Annotated in this window: 14 protein-coding genes and 2 pseudogenes; 8 read left to right on the forward strand and 8 right to left on the reverse strand. The window is 62.9% G+C overall.

Annotated features, from left to right (window positions below):
* Nucleotides 1-59: 59 nt before the first annotated feature.
* Nucleotides 60-1400, reverse strand: coding sequence for an aspartate aminotransferase family protein (locus tag HAP54_RS50100; protein ID WP_175619344.1), 1341 nt, complete (start codon nt 1398-1400; stop codon nt 60-62).
* A gap of 68 nt (nt 1401-1468) precedes the next feature.
* The gene (locus HAP54_RS50105) at nt 1469-2803 is read right to left on the reverse strand and encodes an IS1182 family transposase (RefSeq protein WP_166202952.1); all 1335 of its coding nucleotides are present in this window, start codon (nt 2801-2803) and stop codon (nt 1469-1471) included.
* Nucleotides 2804-2985: 182 nt separating this feature from the next.
* On the opposite strand from HAP54_RS50105, the pseudogene HAP54_RS50110 reads away from it, so the two are divergent.
* A pseudogene (locus HAP54_RS50110) lies at nt 2986-4329 on the forward strand (IS1380-like element ISBdi2 family transposase).
* A gap of 172 nt (nt 4330-4501) precedes the next feature.
* Here HAP54_RS50110 and HAP54_RS50115 read toward each other — a convergent pair.
* A pseudogene (locus HAP54_RS50115) lies at nt 4502-5753 on the reverse strand (IS701 family transposase).
* A gap of 209 nt (nt 5754-5962) precedes the next feature.
* On the opposite strand from HAP54_RS50115, the gene HAP54_RS50120 reads away from it, so the two are divergent.
* Nucleotides 5963-6511 carry a cupin domain-containing protein gene (locus HAP54_RS50120; RefSeq protein WP_166298401.1) on the forward strand — a complete coding sequence of 183 codons (549 nt, stop codon included), beginning with the start codon at nt 5963-5965 and terminating at the stop codon, nt 6509-6511.
* 148 nt (nt 6512-6659) lie between these two features.
* On the opposite strand, the gene HAP54_RS50125 is transcribed toward HAP54_RS50120, so the two are convergent.
* A complete protein-coding gene (locus HAP54_RS50125) occupies nt 6660-6872 on the reverse strand; it encodes a hypothetical protein (protein WP_166298402.1) in 213 nt (70 codons plus the stop codon).
* 86 nt (nt 6873-6958) lie between these two features.
* On the opposite strand from HAP54_RS50125, the gene HAP54_RS50130 reads away from it, so the two are divergent.
* The gene (locus HAP54_RS50130; RefSeq protein WP_166298403.1) at nt 6959-7537 is read left to right on the forward strand and encodes a hypothetical protein; all 579 of its coding nucleotides are present in this window, start codon (nt 6959-6961) and stop codon (nt 7535-7537) included.
* Nucleotides 7461-8063, forward strand: coding sequence for a hypothetical protein (locus HAP54_RS50135; protein WP_166298404.1), 603 nt, complete (start codon nt 7461-7463; stop codon nt 8061-8063). The genes HAP54_RS50130 and HAP54_RS50135 overlap by 77 nt, the downstream gene beginning before the upstream one ends.
* Before the next feature lie 199 nt (nt 8064-8262).
* Here the strand turns inward: HAP54_RS50135 and HAP54_RS50140 are convergent, their stop codons facing one another.
* Entirely contained in the window at nt 8263-9015 is a 753-nt protein-coding gene (locus tag HAP54_RS50140) for a Crp/Fnr family transcriptional regulator (RefSeq protein ID WP_166298405.1), read from the reverse strand.
* 140 nt (nt 9016-9155) lie between these two features.
* Between HAP54_RS50140 and HAP54_RS50145 the strand changes: the two genes are divergently transcribed.
* The 3 genes from HAP54_RS50145 (at nt 9156) to HAP54_RS50155 (ending at nt 11048) form a co-directional block, all read left to right on the forward strand.
* Nucleotides 9156-9590, forward strand: a complete 435-nt coding sequence (locus HAP54_RS50145; RefSeq protein ID WP_166298406.1) for a hypothetical protein — start codon at nt 9156-9158, stop codon at nt 9588-9590.
* Nucleotides 9591-9714: 124 nt separating this feature from the next.
* Entirely contained in the window at nt 9715-10560 is an 846-nt protein-coding gene (locus HAP54_RS50150) for a caspase family protein (protein WP_166298407.1), read from the forward strand.
* A gap of 83 nt (nt 10561-10643) precedes the next feature.
* Nucleotides 10644-11048, forward strand: a complete 405-nt coding sequence (locus tag HAP54_RS50155; RefSeq protein ID WP_166298408.1) for a DUF4864 domain-containing protein — start codon at nt 10644-10646, stop codon at nt 11046-11048.
* A gap of 31 nt (nt 11049-11079) precedes the next feature.
* On the opposite strand, the gene HAP54_RS50160 is transcribed toward HAP54_RS50155, so the two are convergent.
* The 3 genes from HAP54_RS50160 to HAP54_RS50170 form a co-directional block, all read right to left on the reverse strand.
* Nucleotides 11080-12222 (reverse strand): dienelactone hydrolase, encoded by a 1143-nt coding sequence (locus HAP54_RS50160; protein WP_166298409.1) that lies wholly within the window; start codon nt 12220-12222, stop codon nt 11080-11082.
* A gap of 738 nt (nt 12223-12960) precedes the next feature.
* Nucleotides 12961-13551: a MarR family winged helix-turn-helix transcriptional regulator gene (locus tag HAP54_RS50165; protein WP_166298410.1), complete on the reverse strand. Its 591-nt coding sequence runs from the start codon at nt 13549-13551 to the stop codon at nt 12961-12963.
* Nucleotides 13552-14013: 462 nt separating this feature from the next.
* The gene (locus HAP54_RS50170; protein WP_166298411.1) at nt 14014-15567 is read right to left on the reverse strand and encodes a porin; all 1554 of its coding nucleotides are present in this window, start codon (nt 15565-15567) and stop codon (nt 14014-14016) included.
* 281 nt (nt 15568-15848) lie between these two features.
* On the opposite strand from HAP54_RS50170, the gene HAP54_RS50175 reads away from it, so the two are divergent.
* The gene (locus HAP54_RS50175; RefSeq protein ID WP_166298412.1) at nt 15849-16373 is read left to right on the forward strand and encodes a MarR family winged helix-turn-helix transcriptional regulator; all 525 of its coding nucleotides are present in this window, start codon (nt 15849-15851) and stop codon (nt 16371-16373) included.
* Nucleotides 16374-16395: the final 22 nt, after the last annotated feature.

Consider the following 16395-nt stretch of genomic DNA (forward strand, 5'->3'; position numbering starts at 1 on the left):
CTCTGCTCCGCAACGGCGACAGCAATTTGTAGAGCTAGCGATTATCTCGCTAGCAATTATCAGGCCACGCGCTTGATGGCGTCGCCCAGGATCGAGACCATGTCGTCGATGTGCTTCTTCTCGACGATCAGCGGCGGCGAGACTGCGAGCGAGTCGCCGCTCATGCGCAGATAAAGCCCGCTGTTGAAGCAATCGACCATGAGGTCGTAGCCGCGCGCGGCGACGACACCATCGCGCGGCGCGACTTCGACCGCGCCCATCAGGCCGATATTGCGGATGTCGACGACGTTCGGCAGTCCCTTCAGCGAATGCAGGCCATCGCGGAAATAATCGGCGAACTGCGCACCGCGCGTCAGCAGGCCTTCATCCTTGTAGATGTCGAGCGTGGCAATACCGGCGGCGCAGGCCACCGGATGCGCCGAATAGGTGTAGCCGTGGAACAGCTCGATCATGCCCTCGGGGCCGGTCATCAGCGCGTCATGGATCTGACGGGTTGCGAACACCGCGCCGCAGGGCACGCTGCCATTGGTGATGCCCTTGGCGGTGGTCATCATGTCGGGCGTCACGCCGAAGAAGTTGGCGGCGAACGGCGTGCCGAGGCGGCCGAAGCCGGTGATGACCTCGTCGAAGATCAGGAGGATGCCGTGCTTGGTGCAGAGCTCGCGCAGCCGCTGCAGATAATTCTTCGGCGGCGGCAGCACCGCGGTCGAGCCCGGCACCGGCTCGACGATCACGGCGGCGATGGTGTCGGCGCCATGCAGCGCCACCATCCGCTCGACGTCGTCGGCAAGCTCGGCGCCGTGATCCGGCATGTCCTTGGCGAAGGCGTTGCGCGCCATATCATGGGTGTGGCGGATATGGTCGACACCCGGCAGATGGGTCGCGAACTGGCGGCGGTTGGCGACCATACCGCCGACCGACATGCCGCCGAAGCCGACGCCGTGATAGCCGCGCTCGCGGCCGATCAGGCGGGTACGGGTCGGCTGGCCGGCGGCGCGATGATAGGCCAGCGCGATCTTGAGCGCGGTGTCGACCGATTCAGAGCCCGAATTGGTGAAGAAGATGCGATCCAGCCCCTTCGGGGCGATCTCGGCGAGGCGCTCGGCGAAATCGAACGCCAGCGGGTGGCCCATGTTGAACGAGGGCGCGAAGTCCAGCGTGGTCAGCTGCCGCTCGACCGCGGACGCGATCTGCGGGCGGCCATGGCCGGCGTTGACGCACCAGAGACCGGCGGAGCCGTCGATCACCTGCCGGCCGTCGACGGAGGTGTAGTACATGCCCTTGGCGGAGGAGAACAGCCGCGGCGCTTTCTTGAACTGCCGGTTGGCCGTGAACGGCATCCAGAGCGATTCGGTCTTGATGGTGTTCGGAATCTGATGAACGGTCACGGCGCGCTCCATTGCTGACGATGCCTAGGAGCCCGTCCAGATATGTTTTCGTGACGGGCATTTGTTGTAGAGTAGCAGGCTCAGGCTGCGTTTGCGAGGTTGAACAGCTTGAGGAGGTTATGGACGGTGCAGATCATTGTCCACTCGGCGCGCACTTTCTCGATGCCCCGCAACAGGAACTGGCGGAAGCCTCTTGCCTGTTTGATCTGCCCGAACACCGGCTCCACCACTTGCTTTCGCAATCGGTAGGGTGTTTCGAAGCCGCCATCGTCGATCTTCTTTCGCATGGCCTGTGTCAGCGGGCCGCCGACTTTTCCGTTCGCTACTGTCGGGTGCTTGGCGCGACCGGGCGCGACATAGCCATCGATGCTGCGTGTGTCGAGCGCTTCGAGATTGGCTTCGCTGCAGTAGCCGGAATCCGCTGAGGCCTGCCGCGGCTTGCGGCCAAGATTGCTCTCGATGGCCTCGATCAGGGGCACCAACTGGCCCTGATCGCTGCCGTGCTGGGTCAGTTCTTGCGCGACAATGATCTGGGCATGTGCATCGACGGCCGCCTGGGCATTATAGGCCTGAACGAAGCCATCCTTCGACTTCATGATGCGGCTTTCCGGATCGGTGAAGTTGCGTTGCGCCTTGGGATTGGGTTCCTCCGATGGCAGCGCCGCCGGTTTGCCCGGCTTCTTGCGGCCTTCGGCCTGGCGCTGCTGTTCCTTTTCGGCCTCGATGCGGCGCTCTTCCTCCGCCGCCAGTTTGGCGTCCGCTTCCAGCGCCGCCATCGCTTGCTGGATCTTCGCCAGCCGTTTCTGCTTGTCGACGGTCCAGTCCGGCAGTTCGTCGCTGTTGCCGAAAGTCTCATCCTCCGAGGCATCCGCCGCCTCGGCGGCCGCCAGCATGCGAGCGACCTCGGCCTTCAATTCCGCCTCGCGCTTCTTCATGCGCTCATAACTCATCGCCTTGTGTTTCGACGCGTTCGCCTTGATCTTCGTACCATCCAGCGCGACATGACCGAGCTTGACCAGCCCGGCCGTCTCGCACAACTTCAGAACCTGCACGAATAGCGCGCCGAGCGCCTTCAAATGTCGCTTGCGAAAGTCGCTGATCGTCCGAAAATCCGGCGCATCCAGCGCCACGATCATCACAAAATCGTTCCGCTCCCGGCAGGCCTTGGCAATCCGACGCGACGAATACAGCCCACTCGCATAGCTATGCAGCAGCAGCGCCACCATCATCCGCGGATCAAACGGCGGCTGCCCAAGCCCGCTCACATAGCTGCCCATGATCTCCCTGAGATCGAGGCTCTCCCGCACCAGATCAACCATAAACCGCGAGACATGGCCTTTCGGCACGAAGTCCTGCACATTCGGCGGCAGAAGCAGCGTCTGATCGATGTTCCAAGGCCGAAAATACTTGCTCATCGCCCAATGTTGAATCAGACCCGACCAGATTTGAACAGCGACTATCCAGACAAGCTCCTAGCCCGTCTTATTCGTCAGAGTGCGCCTGAGAGGCTGGCGAGCGTGGTGTAAAGCGCTGATGCGGCGTAGGATTCGGTTGCAAAGCCAACCCCATCACCTCAACCGCGAACGCCAGGCCCGCCATGACCGATGATACGATTCTGCCCTTCTCGTTTCCAGCCGTTCACGCCAAGAAAGTCACAGCTGCCTTCGATGGCGGTCGGCTGACCTCGAACGGGGGCGTGATGCTTCTGGCGATGGCCGAGCGGCGTCTCGGCTTGGCCGACAATTTGGCCCGGGTGTTCCCGGATCGGCGCGATCCGACGCGGGTCGTGCACAGCCTTGTCGATATGTTCCGCGCGCGCATGTTCGCGATCTGCTGCGGCTACGAGGACGCCGACGACCTCGATCATCTGCGGTCCGATCCCGCATTCAAGCTGGCCTGCGGACGGCTGCCGGACACGGGTCGCGATCTGTGTTCCCAACCGACGCTGTCGCGGCTGGAGAATGCTCCGCGCCTGCGCGACGTGATCCGACTGACCTACACTTTGGTCGACGCATGGATGGATAGCTACCCGCGCGAGCCGGCATCCGTCACGCTCGACATCGATGATACCTGCGATGTCGTCCACGGCCATCAGCAGCTCTCGCTGTTCAACGCTCATTATGACGAACGCTGCTTCCTGCCGATCCACGTCTACGACACGGAGAAGAGCCGGCCCGTGGCGGTCGTGCTGCGGCCCGGCAAGACGCCGGGCGGCGTCGAGGTGCGTGCCCATCTGCGCCGCCTGATACGGCATATCCGGACGCGGTGGCACAACACGCGAATTACGTTCCGTGGCGACGGGCACTATGCTCGGCCGGAGGCCATGACGTGGTGCGAGACCAACGGCATCGACTACATCTTCGGTCTGTCCGGCACCAAGCCGCTCGCCAGAAAAGTCGACGAGGCCGCCGACGACATCCGCACGCGACGCGCCATCGAGAACCTGCCGGTTCTGCGTGGCTATACCGAGACGCGCCACAAGGCCAAGTCCTGGGATCGCGAACGGCGTACCGTCGCCCGTATTGAGGCGACGATGCTCGGCCTCGACATCCGTTTCGTCGTCACCAGCCTCGATGTCGGCTCGGCCGAGTGGATCTACGACAGCCTGTATTGCGCGCGCGGCCAAGCCGAGAATCTGATCAAGCTGCATAAGACACAGCTCGCCTCCGATCGCACCAGCTGCCGTTCGGCGCTCGCCAATCAAGTCCGCCTCGTTCTCCACACCGCCGCTTAATGGCTGATGCTGACCGTGCGCGACGCGATTCCCAAAGCCCGGGAATTGGCCACAGCCGAGTTCGCGACGCTGCGTCTTCGTCTCTTGAAACTCGCTGCCCGTGTCGTCGAGACCACGAGCCGCATTCGCCTTGCGTTTGCCGCGGCATGTCCCGAAGCCGACCTGATCCGCGGCTTGCCAGGCGCGCTGCTGCCGCTCGGTCCTTGACCGGCGGGGCGTCCGCCCCCCGTTCGCCCAACCCATCCCTCAAGCGCGTTGCAAAGTACGGGTCGTCAGGCGGTGAAAAGCCGAAGGCAATCCCGCGCGCCTCGTCAGAGCAGATGTGCGGCCACATCAATCGGACTAAAAAAAGCACTCTCACGAATAGGACGGGCTAGTCCTACTGCGTCACAAACGATGATCTGTCTAGTGGTCGAACTTGATCGCACAACAAGGACATCTCGACAGCGTTCGGACGAGCCCATGTTGCGTGATGATGAAAGCCGCGCCAGCCGCGTCCCTCGAAGTGGCCGAGCCCGACCTCCTGCTTGAGTTCCTGATAGTCGCGTTCGATGCGCCAGCGCAATTTAGCCGTCTCAACGAGAGTCCGGAATGCCACATCCTCCGGCAATGTCGAGAGCCAGTATTTGGTAGGCTGGTCCTCGCCTTTTGGCCATTCGATCAGCAACCATTCCTCCAATCGCCGGGTGGTTTGCCAATAATCACGATGCGCGGCACGGACCCGCACGCGGGCAAAGCGCGAGGTCAGCTTTTCGTTCGTTCCTTGCCGCCACGTGATGGTGCGCCAAGCTTTGGCCGGCAGGCCGATCGCGAGCGCCTTGACGGCGGCCGGCTGATGCTGACGGTTGCGGCGCATCAGTTTCGGTGGACGGCCGCGGCCCGACCATGGCTTCGGCGGCAAGGGACCGGTACCGGGCGCCCATACCGTTGTGCCTCGACAGAAGACCCGCCACATAGGTCAATCCCAGCGCCGTGATCTCCGTGCGCAGGTCGCTGTTATTGCCATAGCCCGCGTCCATCAGTACGACACCGCGTGGAAGGCCGCTCGCGCAGGCCCGCCGCAACTGCTCCAGCGCGATCTCCGGCTTGGTCCGGAAGCCAACTTCGGCAGGAATGCCCACCTTGCGCCGCCGATCGCAGTCCTCAGTCCATTCCTTCGGAAGATAAAGGCGATAAGCGACAGGCAGGCTGGCGTGGTGGTTGGCAATCGACAGTGACACCGCCACCTGACAATTATCCTGCTTGCCGAGCTGCCCGCAATATTGCCGTGCAACTCCAACTGAATGTCGGCCCTGCTTGGGAAATCCGGTATCGTCGATGATCCAGGCTTCGATGGGGCCCTGGCGTTCAATCGCCGGCAGGACCATCTCACGTACCTTGCCCAGCACCTTCTCATCCGACCAGGCGCCGCTGCCGACGAAATGCAGCAGCGATTGATGCTGGGCGGCCGTCCGTTCCGGAGCTGTCACCGCCGCCATCGACTCCACGCTCTTGCGACCGCCACAGGCCATCAGGCCGACGCAATAGTCGCGCAGCGGCGCCTTCCGATCAGCATGACCGATGACACTGGCAAGCCCTTCCAAATACGTCGCAAATCGCTTCTCGCTCGTCTTGGTGCCACGCCCGCTCATGTCGGCCTCTCGACTGATGGTCCGTGCTTCATCCATCGCTGATTCTGGCCGGCGGTTTTGTGACTCAGTCAGATTAGTCGGACCACTCTTCCCGGCACTCAACAAGTCCTTTTCTGTCGCACGGCAAGCCATTGATCTTGTTGGGGCGGTCTGCGAAGATTTGTTCGATCCGCAACACCTGCAACAGCGATCTTGCCAAAGGGACTGTCATGAGCGTCGACATCGGCGGGCGGCTGCGATTCATCCGTGCGCGGCACAAGCTGTCGCAGCGCGAACTCGCCAAGCGCTCCGGCGTGACCAATTCGACGATTTCGCTGATCGAATCCTACCAGATGAACCCGTCGGTCGGCGCGCTGAAGCGCATCCTCGACGGCATCCCGATGGGGCTCGCCGAATTCTTCGCGATCGAGCCGGAACGGCCGCGCAAGGCGTTCTACCGCGCCGACGAGCTGACCGAGATCGGCAAGAAGCCGATTTCCTACCTCCAGATCGGCGACAGCCTGTTCGGCCGGGCCTTGCAGATCCTGAAGGAGCGCTACGAGCCCGGCAGCGACACCGGCCGGGTGCCGCTGGTGCATGAGGGCGAGGAAGGCGGTATCGTGGTCTCCGGCCGGCTCGAGGTCACGGTCGACGACGAGCGTCGGGTGCTCAACGCCGGCGACGCCTATTATTTCGAAAGCCGCCGCCCGCACCGCTTCCGCTGCATCGGCGCCAAGCCGTGCGAGGTGATCTCGGCCTGCACGCCGCCGACATTTTGAACCGGGCGCGCGCGGCCGGCGACCCAAGGCGCAAGGGCCGCATGCCGCGGCCTCGCAGGTTGTAGCCCATGCCTCGCTCCTCTCGGCTCGCGGCCATTGCCGCGGCCATCACGATCCTGGCGTCCGGCCCGTCCATTGCGATGGACGATTATCTGCGCGCATCGAGCAACGCGCCGACCGCGATCAGGCTGTGCGGTGATACCGGCGACAGCACGATCAAGACCGCCGACTGCAAGAAGGCCGGCACCGACAAGCTCGTGGCGCAGATCGACAAGGCGTTCGATGCGGCGCTTGCAAAAATGCCGGCGACCATCAAGCCGCTGTTGAAGCGCGACCAGGCCTGGTTCAACGAGATGATCATCGACGCCGCGGAGGTTTTGGCCGATGCCGATGCGGACGAGCTGAAGGAGAGTTTCGCCGAGGCGCTGCGCCGCCGCGCTCGACGGAATGGCAACCGGCCGGCATGGCCTCGCCGGCAACTGGGTCAACGCCTTCGGCAACATCACGCTGACGCCGGCCGAGGGCGGCGCCTATCGCCTCGCCGCCGATCTCCGTGGCGACTATGGCGGCGACCGGCGACGAAGCTGCAAGCTGACCGCGCTGGTCAAGCCTGCCGCGAGCGGCTGGCTGTCCGGCCCCGCACTCACCGACCCGGCCAAGACCGCCGAACCCGCAAAGCCACCGTCGTTGAAGGTCCGCCGCCAGGGAGAGAGCTTGCGCATCGTTGCGATCCTGGGCGACGACGAGGGCGGCCTCGCCGCATGCGAATCCATGGGGCAGATCACGGGCAGCTATTTTGCCGCCGGCAAGGACGCAGCGTCCGACAAGGCCGATACCACTTTCGTCACCCCGACCTTCGACTGCACCAGGCCGGAGACCGCGACCGATGAGGAAATCTGCGCCGACCCTGATTTGGCCGACCCAGCGCCTGAACCGGGCCTGGAGAGCTTTGCAGCCGCGGCTCGACGAGCCAACGCGGCGCGCGCTGATCGACGACCAGCGCAACTGGGTGAAGAGCCAGACTGAGGTGTACCCGGAATTCCTGCATCCCGCCTGGGAGAAGCAGACCTCGCAGGTGCACGACACCGTCGGTGCCCGCGACCATGTCGACGGATTGCAGCGCGAACGCCTCGCGCTGCTCGAAGGCTTTGACGACAAGCGCAATGGGCTCACCGGCATCTGGCTCGCCTATAACGCCGTCATCAAGGTCACCGCCGACAGCGGCGGCACCCTGAGCGCCACGGGATGGAAGTGGGATCAGGGCGACTGGAAGGCGGGCTGCGACTACGACATGACCGGCAAGATCGTGGCCGGCGTGTTTCGCTCCGACGAGCGGCGCAAGAACCCCGATACGCTCGAGCGCGACCACGCCATGCTGATCGTCAACCGGCAGGACGACGTTTTTGCCAAGAAACGCACCGGCAAGGACGGCGCCGAGGATAGCGCCGACGAGGCAAAGTGCCGGCGCCGGCTCGACATCTCCTCAACCGCGCGGCTGTTTCCCGCCCGCCCTTCGCCTGACATCGACAAATTCAAGGGCGCGATCCGCTAAAGCGCGGACAGCGTCACAGATCGCGCGTCTGGCGGTCGCCCCACGCAATGACGATGGCAATGGTGGCGAACATCGCGGTGACGGCGATCATGACAAGGATGGTGTCGAGAGGCATGGGTCGTCTCCTGCTGATGATGGAGAGACCTAGCGCGCCTGCGCGCGCATCGCCTTGTGCTGGATCAAAACCGATGCCGCAGCCTCAGCTCGCGCCGCTCAGCTTGAGCCGTTCGAGGTCGAGCAGCCGCACGCCATCGGGCACGATCAGCACCACCTTCTCGCGCGCAAGCCGGGTCAGGGTGCGGCTCACCGTCTCGATGGTGAGACCGAGATAATCGGCGATGTCCTGCCGGCTCATCGGCAGCGGCACGGTAACGGACATGCTTCCGATCCTGGCGTGTCGCGTCTGCATGTTGAGCAGGAAGGCGGCGATCTTTTCCTCGGCACTGCGCCGCCCGAGCAGCAGCATCTGGTCCTGCGCGAGGCTGAGCTCGTGCCCGGCGAATTCATGCAGGCGGCGCAGCAGATGCGGCTTGCCGTCGACATAGGCGAGGAACGTCGATCGCGCGAAACGGCAAACCGCGACCTGATTCACCGCCTCCGCGGAGACGCCGTAGCGGTCCTGCAGCGCAAGTCCGAGGAAGTCGCCCGGCAGCGCGAAACCGACGATCTGGCGGCGGCCGTCGGGCAATGACTTGTACAGCCGCACGACCCCGTCGGTGACGTTGAACACGCTCCCCGCCAGCGCACTCTGCTCGAACAGCGTGGTTCTTGCCGGGACCTGCTTGGCCTGGCTGATCCGGTCGAGCTCCTCGAGCTCGGACGGCTCCAGCGCGGCGCAGACGCTGAACAGCCTGACCTTGCAGTCCTCGCAGCCATTGGTGGGGCGGCCGTGCCTGCAGTCGCACGGCGCCGCGCCGGCACACGAATCCTGCAGTGGTTCGGCGATGCTCATGGCTTCGGGGGTCCGCATGGTTTCGATGTCGACACTATCAGCCCCGATTTGATCTGGATCAACCGCCGGCGTCATTGATGCAGATCAATGCTGCGCCGCCCGTTCCCCAGCAATTTCGCCCGTGTTCGGGGAAACCGACGATGAACGAGCAATTCCAAGCACTTCCGATCGACCATCAGGACGCGATCGCGGCCTATCCGCTGGTGTTCATGCATGATGCCAGTATTACCACGGAGCAATGGCTGCGATTCGTGCGCCAGCGCAGCCGCGGTAGCTCGCCCGAGACCGGGCTGATCGCGATCCGCGATCGCCGTGGCGTCATCCATGCCGTCTTCAGCTACCGCGTCGACAGCGACCTGCGCGTCCGCAAGCGGCTCAGCATCAGCGACCTGATCGTCGCTCATCTGCCCGGCTCGCGGATAGACGACGCGGTGTCGAGCGTCGTCGCCGACGTTTCGGCGCGGCACGGCTGCCAGATCGTCACCATCGAGCGGCCCTTCGCGACGCCCTCAGCGCGGCGGGCCGGATGCCCGACCGCCGAGGCGCTGCTGCACCGCAACCGGCGCGTCAACTGATATGGCTCCTCGATCTGGATCGGTGCACGCCCGATAGTGGGCGACAGCTTCGTTCGAACCTGAGGCGATCCGGAAAGACCAATCCATAACAGCCCGACGTCCCGCCCCCGCGGAGTGCATCACCATGCCCGGCCGAAACGGCATCCTGTCGCGCCTTATCGTCGCGGCATTCGTGCTGTGCATCGGCACCGCCGTTCAGGCCGAGAAGCGGGTCGCACTGGTGATCGGCAATTCCGCCTATCGGAGCGCGCCGAAGCTGCCGAACCCGGCCGGCGATGCCAGGCTGATCTCGGACACGCTGTCGTCGCTCGGCTTCCTCGTGGTCGGCGGCGGCGCGCAGGTCGACCTGACCAAAACCGGCTTCGACGATGTGCTGCAGGCTTTCGGCCGCGAACTGGCCGGCGCCGACGTGGCGCTGTTCTATTATGCCGGCCACGGCGTCGAGACCCACGGCCTGAATTATCTGGTGCCGGTCGACGCCGATCCCGCCAACGAGGGTGACGTGTTCATGCAGGGCATCGCCATGGCCGGCGTGCTCGACCAGATGGAGAAGTCCGGCGCCAGGATCAATCTCGTGCTGCTCGATGCCTGCCGCAACAATCCGTTTCGCGACCGCGGCGTGCGCTCCGCCACCGGCGGGCTGGCGCAGATGCAGGCGCCGGCGGGCACGCTGATCTCGTTTGCGACCCAGCCGCGCAGCGTCGCGCTCGATGGCGACAACGGCCACAGCCCGTACACGCGCGCGCTGGCCGTCACCATGCGGCATCAGGGCTATGGCCTGTTCAGGACCTTCAACGAGGTCGGGCTTGCGGTGGAGAAGGCAACCCATGGCCGGCAATTGCCCTGGGTCGCCGCCTCGCCGATCGCGGACAGGTTCTATTTTTCCGGCGAGCCGGCGGTGGCCAGGGAAACCGAGCCTGCACGGGATGCCGGACTAGCGCCCAGGCCGCCGCGCGGCGTCCCGCGCTGACGCGCGCGACGCCTTTGTCGCTTGCAGCGGAAACCAGCATGGAGTGTCATACGTAACAGCAGGTATCCGAGATGGAGCCCCGCATGCGCGCGATCGCCCTCATTGCCGCCCTTCTGTTCGCCCTCGTCTCATCAGCTGCCGCCGACGACGTCGGCGCCGCGCAGGACGTGATCCGCGCCCAGGAGCAGGCGTTCGGCCGCGACGATGCCGCTTCCGCCTATTCCTATGCTGCGCCCGCGATCCGGCAGATCTTTCCGCAGCCCGACATCTTCATGTCGATGGTGCAGAACCAGTACGCGCCGGTCTATCGCCACAGGAGCTTCGAGTTCGGCGCGGTGCAGAGCGACGGCGACCGGATCGCGCAGCGCGTCCATATCGTCGATGCCAATGGCGAGGCGTGGGAGGCGCTCTACACGCTGGAGCGGCAGGCGGACGGCAGCTTGAAGATCACCGGCTGCTCGCTGCTGAAAGCCGGCCAGGCGGTGTGATCTGCTGGCCTGCTCCCGAGGCTGGAAAACCTCAGGACAAGTCCTTTCTCAGCCGGAGCCTGTCTTCCAGCCAGTCGAATATGACTTCATTGGCCAATGTGGGGTTATCGATATGTCCCTGCATGGCAGCCGTTTCAGCACAGCGAAACAGGATCAGCCGGGCGTCATGATGAATGCTGTCCAATTGATTGCCGAATTCGGTCAGGGCGCCGGGAAGAAGCCAGCCGCCTTCACCCGCGGTGACAAGCAGCGGACAATCGATCCGCCGTGACATCGAGCTGGCGTCTTCAAGCCATCCAGGCTGCTCCCGGCCGGCGGCATGCTGGTAAAAGAAGCTTCTCTCGTGCGAGTCCCAAATGCCGGCGTCGCACACCGCCGCGGCAAATCGGGCGTCGCTTGCCGCGGCTCGCGCGACCAAAGAGGAATTCCATGCATCGGCCACGATCGCGATCCGGCTGCTGTCGACACCCGGCTTCTCCGCGAGATAGTCCAGGATACGGCTCATCGCAGTCTCGAACTTCTGGCCTTCGAGCCGCTCCGGCGACAGAGCCATTTGAGTACCCAAGAGATCCACGGTCAGCAGCGACAGTCCGCGCTCGTTCGCGTGGCTGGCGTATTTGGTGATCAATTCTTCCTTGTAGGAGCCTGGCTCGCCGATGCATACGATCACGGGCCCATTTTCGCGGAAAGCCGACGGCAAATAATAGGCCTGAAGAAAAAGATCTTCAGTCCAGGGAATCGAGAGCACCTGACCGGCTGGAATCCTGTTCTCCAGGAAATTCGTTGCACATCGCCGCATGCCGTCGACGGCGCATTTCAAAAGATTGCTGGAGCACCCGGGAAGCCTTGCGGCGGCGTGAAAGTAGGTCGTGGCCCGCAGCCAGTTGTGACGGGCGGTGATCAAATTGCCGTTCAATGACGAAAGATCGGCTCTCGCCTCGTTCAGTTCCGCGGTCTTGATCCATTCTTCGGACCAGGAATTTTCCGAAGCAAGGTCGATCCTGCTCAATGTCAACCAGCATTCGGAAACAGTCGAACCTCCCTCCTGCGCGGCAGCCAGCAGTTTGATGAACTCCGCCGACAAATCCTCTCGGCCCGGCCAGGAAGGCCAGCCCTTGTCGTCAAACTCGACGCCGCTTGACGAGGCGCCGCGCGCCCCCCGGTGCTCATGCATATTCCATCAACTCGTTCGCTTCTCGGAAGGGTCCCTGATCCTGCTTACCGGCAAGCCAACGATTTCGCCTCTACAGCTGAGATCTACGCGTGCGGTTGGTCGCGACAGTTTGCGTTTGTGGTAGGCAGCGGCGGCGCGAACGATACACGAGACGTGACCAGCGAAGCAAAAGCGCCCGGCACATAAGATCAGCAAGCTCGCGTCTCGATGTTGTGCATCGTGACCACAATCTCGGCACTCTGTGCCGGGCACATTGCCGTCAGACCGACAATATCGCTTCGACGCGTCCGTAGCGCTGACGTAACCAATGTGGATGAATGGTGTGGCAATCTGCTCCCTCCTACGACCGGCCTGCTCCGCTGCAGATGTGCGTTCTCGCATGCGCCAATTCGCATCCACGAGCCGCCGGTTCAGTAGCCGCGGAAAGCTGGCGCCGAAATCGCAAACGCCAATCACCCCGCTCTCCCAAGAAAATACACGAGCGCGTTTCATATAATTGAAGTAATTCGTCGGCGGCAAATGTTGATATGGCGGCGCAGGAATGCATTGCGCTTATGCCTGATAGCTGATTGCTGATTGTTGCCGCCGCAATCGTTACCGAGCAATTGCTCGGTAAAAGCGCACCGAGTCATGTGGCGAGCTTGCCGCCGGCGCAAGTCCGCTCACAGAATTGCGAGCAGCGGGATGTTGCCGGTCACTCGACCGTGACCTGGTAAGGCAACCTGGCAAGTCATGCCGCTAGAACGAGACGATGTCGCTGTCCCTGGCCAGATAGTCCTGCATCGCCAGCGCTCGATCGCTTGACCTGATGAAGCGCTCGACGAGATCGAGAAAGATGGAGAATTCTTCATCATTCATGCAGTCCAGCCAGACGTCGTTGACATTCGACTGCATGGGCGCGAGCGAGTCGAGAAGGATGCTGCCGCCATGTGTGACGGTCAGCCTGGTCCGGCGGCGATCATCCAAATCCCCGGCCTTCTCGACCAGTCCAAGCTCGGTCAGGTGCTGGATCGCTTTCGTAACACCCGCGCTGGCCAAGCCGAGATACTCGGCGACGGTCACCGGGAAGACGTCGCCTTTGGTCTCGAGATAACGGATCGTGGTCAGGATCGTGTACTGAATGCCGGCGATGCCGACATGCGCTGCATAGCCTTGGGTCAGATCGTGGTGGCGCGATGACAGGGAGTGCAGACAGCCCGTGAGGCGCTGCAGCTGCAGTTCCGTTGCTTTCGCGACACGATGGGTTCGGGCAGTCGAGCGAACCGCCGCCGGCAAATCGGCAGTCGAAGGTTTACGGTGACGGCTTGATTGTGCGTTTGCCTTCGGCATGCCGAGCACGCTCCCGCAATTCTATGATAAAGTCATATAACTGACATAAGACTTCCCGTCCAGATGATCCTGCCGCCTTGGCCGTGCGGCAGATCACGATTTCGCGGCCGCCTTCGATCCCGGGCTTCACGAACACGTGCGCCGCGCCTGCGCGCAGCGAAAGGGCTTTGCATCGCCGTGTCGGCCGCGCGTGCTGGAACTCGCCGACAGCGCAATCGGACCGCGCACAAACGAAAACCTCCGGCAGGGCATTGCCGGAGGTTCGGGAGGTTCGTTCATGAAGAGGTTAGTTATCTCTCCATCAACATCGGCGGCAAAAGCCGCTGAGGGTTTGTATATGATTGAATATTGTTAGTAAATCATACAGTGAGCTCGTTTCGACAACGCCTCATTGCAAAAACAGAACCCCGACGGTTGCCCGTCGGGGTCCTTTTTTAAAGGTCAGATCACGTCAGCTGGAGATTACCAGTTGCGCTGGGCGCGGAGCAGCAGGGTAACGGTGTCCTGATCCTTCAGCTCGTACACCGTGGCCGGCTTGCCGATCGCGGCGCTGCCGGGATAGGTGATCGTGCCGGCGTACTTCTGATCCAGATGGGTGTAGGTCAAGTCTGCCGAAAAGGTCAGGTTCTTGACCGGGGTCCACTGGGTCTGCGTGCCGATCTGCGCGATGTTGTAGTCCGGGTTGCACGAGGTCAGACCCGCGGTCCCGAACACAGCACCGAACGAACCACCGACGCCGTTGCCGCCCGGTCCGCAAATCGCGCTCTTGGCCGGATCGTTGTAGTGAATGCCGGCGTAGGCACCGTAGACGCTGGTGTTCCAGTTGGGATTCCAGTTGTGGATGAACGCACCGCGCATACCCCAGGTCTGGATCAACTGCTGCTGGCCGCCGTTGACGAACACGCTGTCCGGAGCCATGCCAAACCCGATGCTCTGATAGGCGCCGGGCAGGTTGGTCCCACCGAAGTAGGTGACAGCACCAGCGATCGACAGATCCTGGATGTTGTAGCGGGTCGCACCGTCGGTGTAGACGCCCTGGATGTTGATCGTGTCGCCCGGCCCGGTCGGGATGTTCTTGATCGACAAGGCCAACTGACCGGCCCAGCCCCACTTGTCGTCCGGATGACCGGTCAACTCGGTGCCGCCATAGTAGGCTGCGTGGTTGTCATGGGCCGCGAACGATGCCTGGAACAGACCCCAGGCCTGGTCGACGCGGAGAGCCGCGACGAGGTCCGGCGCGATCGTGCCGGCATAGTCGCTCGCACCATAGGCACCGAGAGCGCCGGTACCGAGCACGCCGAGATTCTGCACGCCAGCCTGGTAGTAGGCCGACTGATCCTGGGCCGACAGCGACAGCGACACGCCGTTGCCGAACTGCGCGGTGTAGGTGAACTGGTTCACGCCGGTGACCGTACCGCCGCCGCCGACGAGACCGTCGAAGTTGTTGCCCGGGTAGTTGGTCCACGGCGCCGAGAACTGCGAGACCGCCTTACCCATCGTGAAGCCGGCGAACTGGATGAAGGCGTAATAGACGCCTAGCGTGCCGGCAGCGACGCCGCCCGAGGTTGCGTTGCTCGGAGCCGCCGCCGTTCCGATCGGCGAGTAAACGGTCGCGCCGTTACCCTGCCCACCGTAAGTGTCCGACGTCCAGCTGAAGGTCAGGTCGACATAGGTGCGAACCACGCCGTACTCGGTCGCGGTGCGGGTATCGACGTTCAGATCTTCACGCGAACGCCAGGTGTAGCCGTTCGTGAAGCGGTTCTGTGCGCCACCGGCGCCCGACGTGTTGCCGGACGCGTCCGAGTTGGTGTTGGCCAGAACGTCAGCACGCAGGTAGCCGCCCAGCTTGATGCAGGTATCGGTTCCCGGGATGAAGTAGAACCCGGGACCATACAGCGAGCAAACCTTCACATACTCAACCGCCTTGGCCTTGACCGGAAGGTCGGCCGCCTGCGCGCCGCTGCTCGCGATGAGCGCCGCCACCGAGCCCAACAGAAGGCCCTTTACCATCTTCATGCTATCCTCCAAGTGATGCCTTGCGCTGCTGGCAAAGCGACAAAAAGTACCCCTCTCGAAAACCGCTGCGGCGCAGCCATTTTCAAGATGCTCGTGGTCAACTCGGCCACTGCAGGCGTGAGATGGCGGATGCCCCCCATCTACGGCGGGAAACTATGCATCCGGCGGTCGCATGTTCAACTTATATTAGTTAATCATTCTATGTTTCGGCGGTCATGTGTCATTCAGGCAACGCCTGGGTGAACATTTTCACCAGACCACCGCTTCAAAAAAAACCAGATATGAGCGAAGATGAATTTTTGTTAAGGAACGCCATGAGCGAGCGCAGATCGACTGACAAACTGCAGGACGCGGCTGAGGGGTTGGCCTGGGAGATCGTGTCGACCAGTATCCGCCTGGAGGAGTTGCGCAGCATCTGGGCCAAGATGATCGGAATCACCGGTCCTCAGTGGATGATCATGACGGTGCTGGCGAATGCCGAAGACCGCCACATCGGCCTGCCCGTCGGTGCAGTTTCGCGGGCGTTGCGCGTCGATCAGTCGTTTGTGGTGACGCAGTCGAAATTACTCGAAAAGAAGAATCTCCTGCGCCGCAAGAGCTCGACCGAGGATGCGCGGGTCGTGAACCTGTCGCTGACCGACCACGCCAACAAGCAGATGGCAAAGCTGTCCTCGCAGCGTAAAGCGTTGAGCGAGTTCGTCTATGCCGACCTCGATCTGCGGGAACTGCAGCAGCTGACCGGCAAGATGAATTCCATCAAGAGCCGGCTGGAAAAAGCGATCTTGAAGGTCTCGGCCGACCTTTAACGAGTCACCGAGACGCCCATCT

It is taken from the genome of Bradyrhizobium sp. 2S1 (genome assembly GCF_011516625.5).
Taxonomy (GTDB): domain Bacteria; phylum Pseudomonadota; class Alphaproteobacteria; order Rhizobiales; family Xanthobacteraceae; genus Bradyrhizobium; species Bradyrhizobium septentrionale.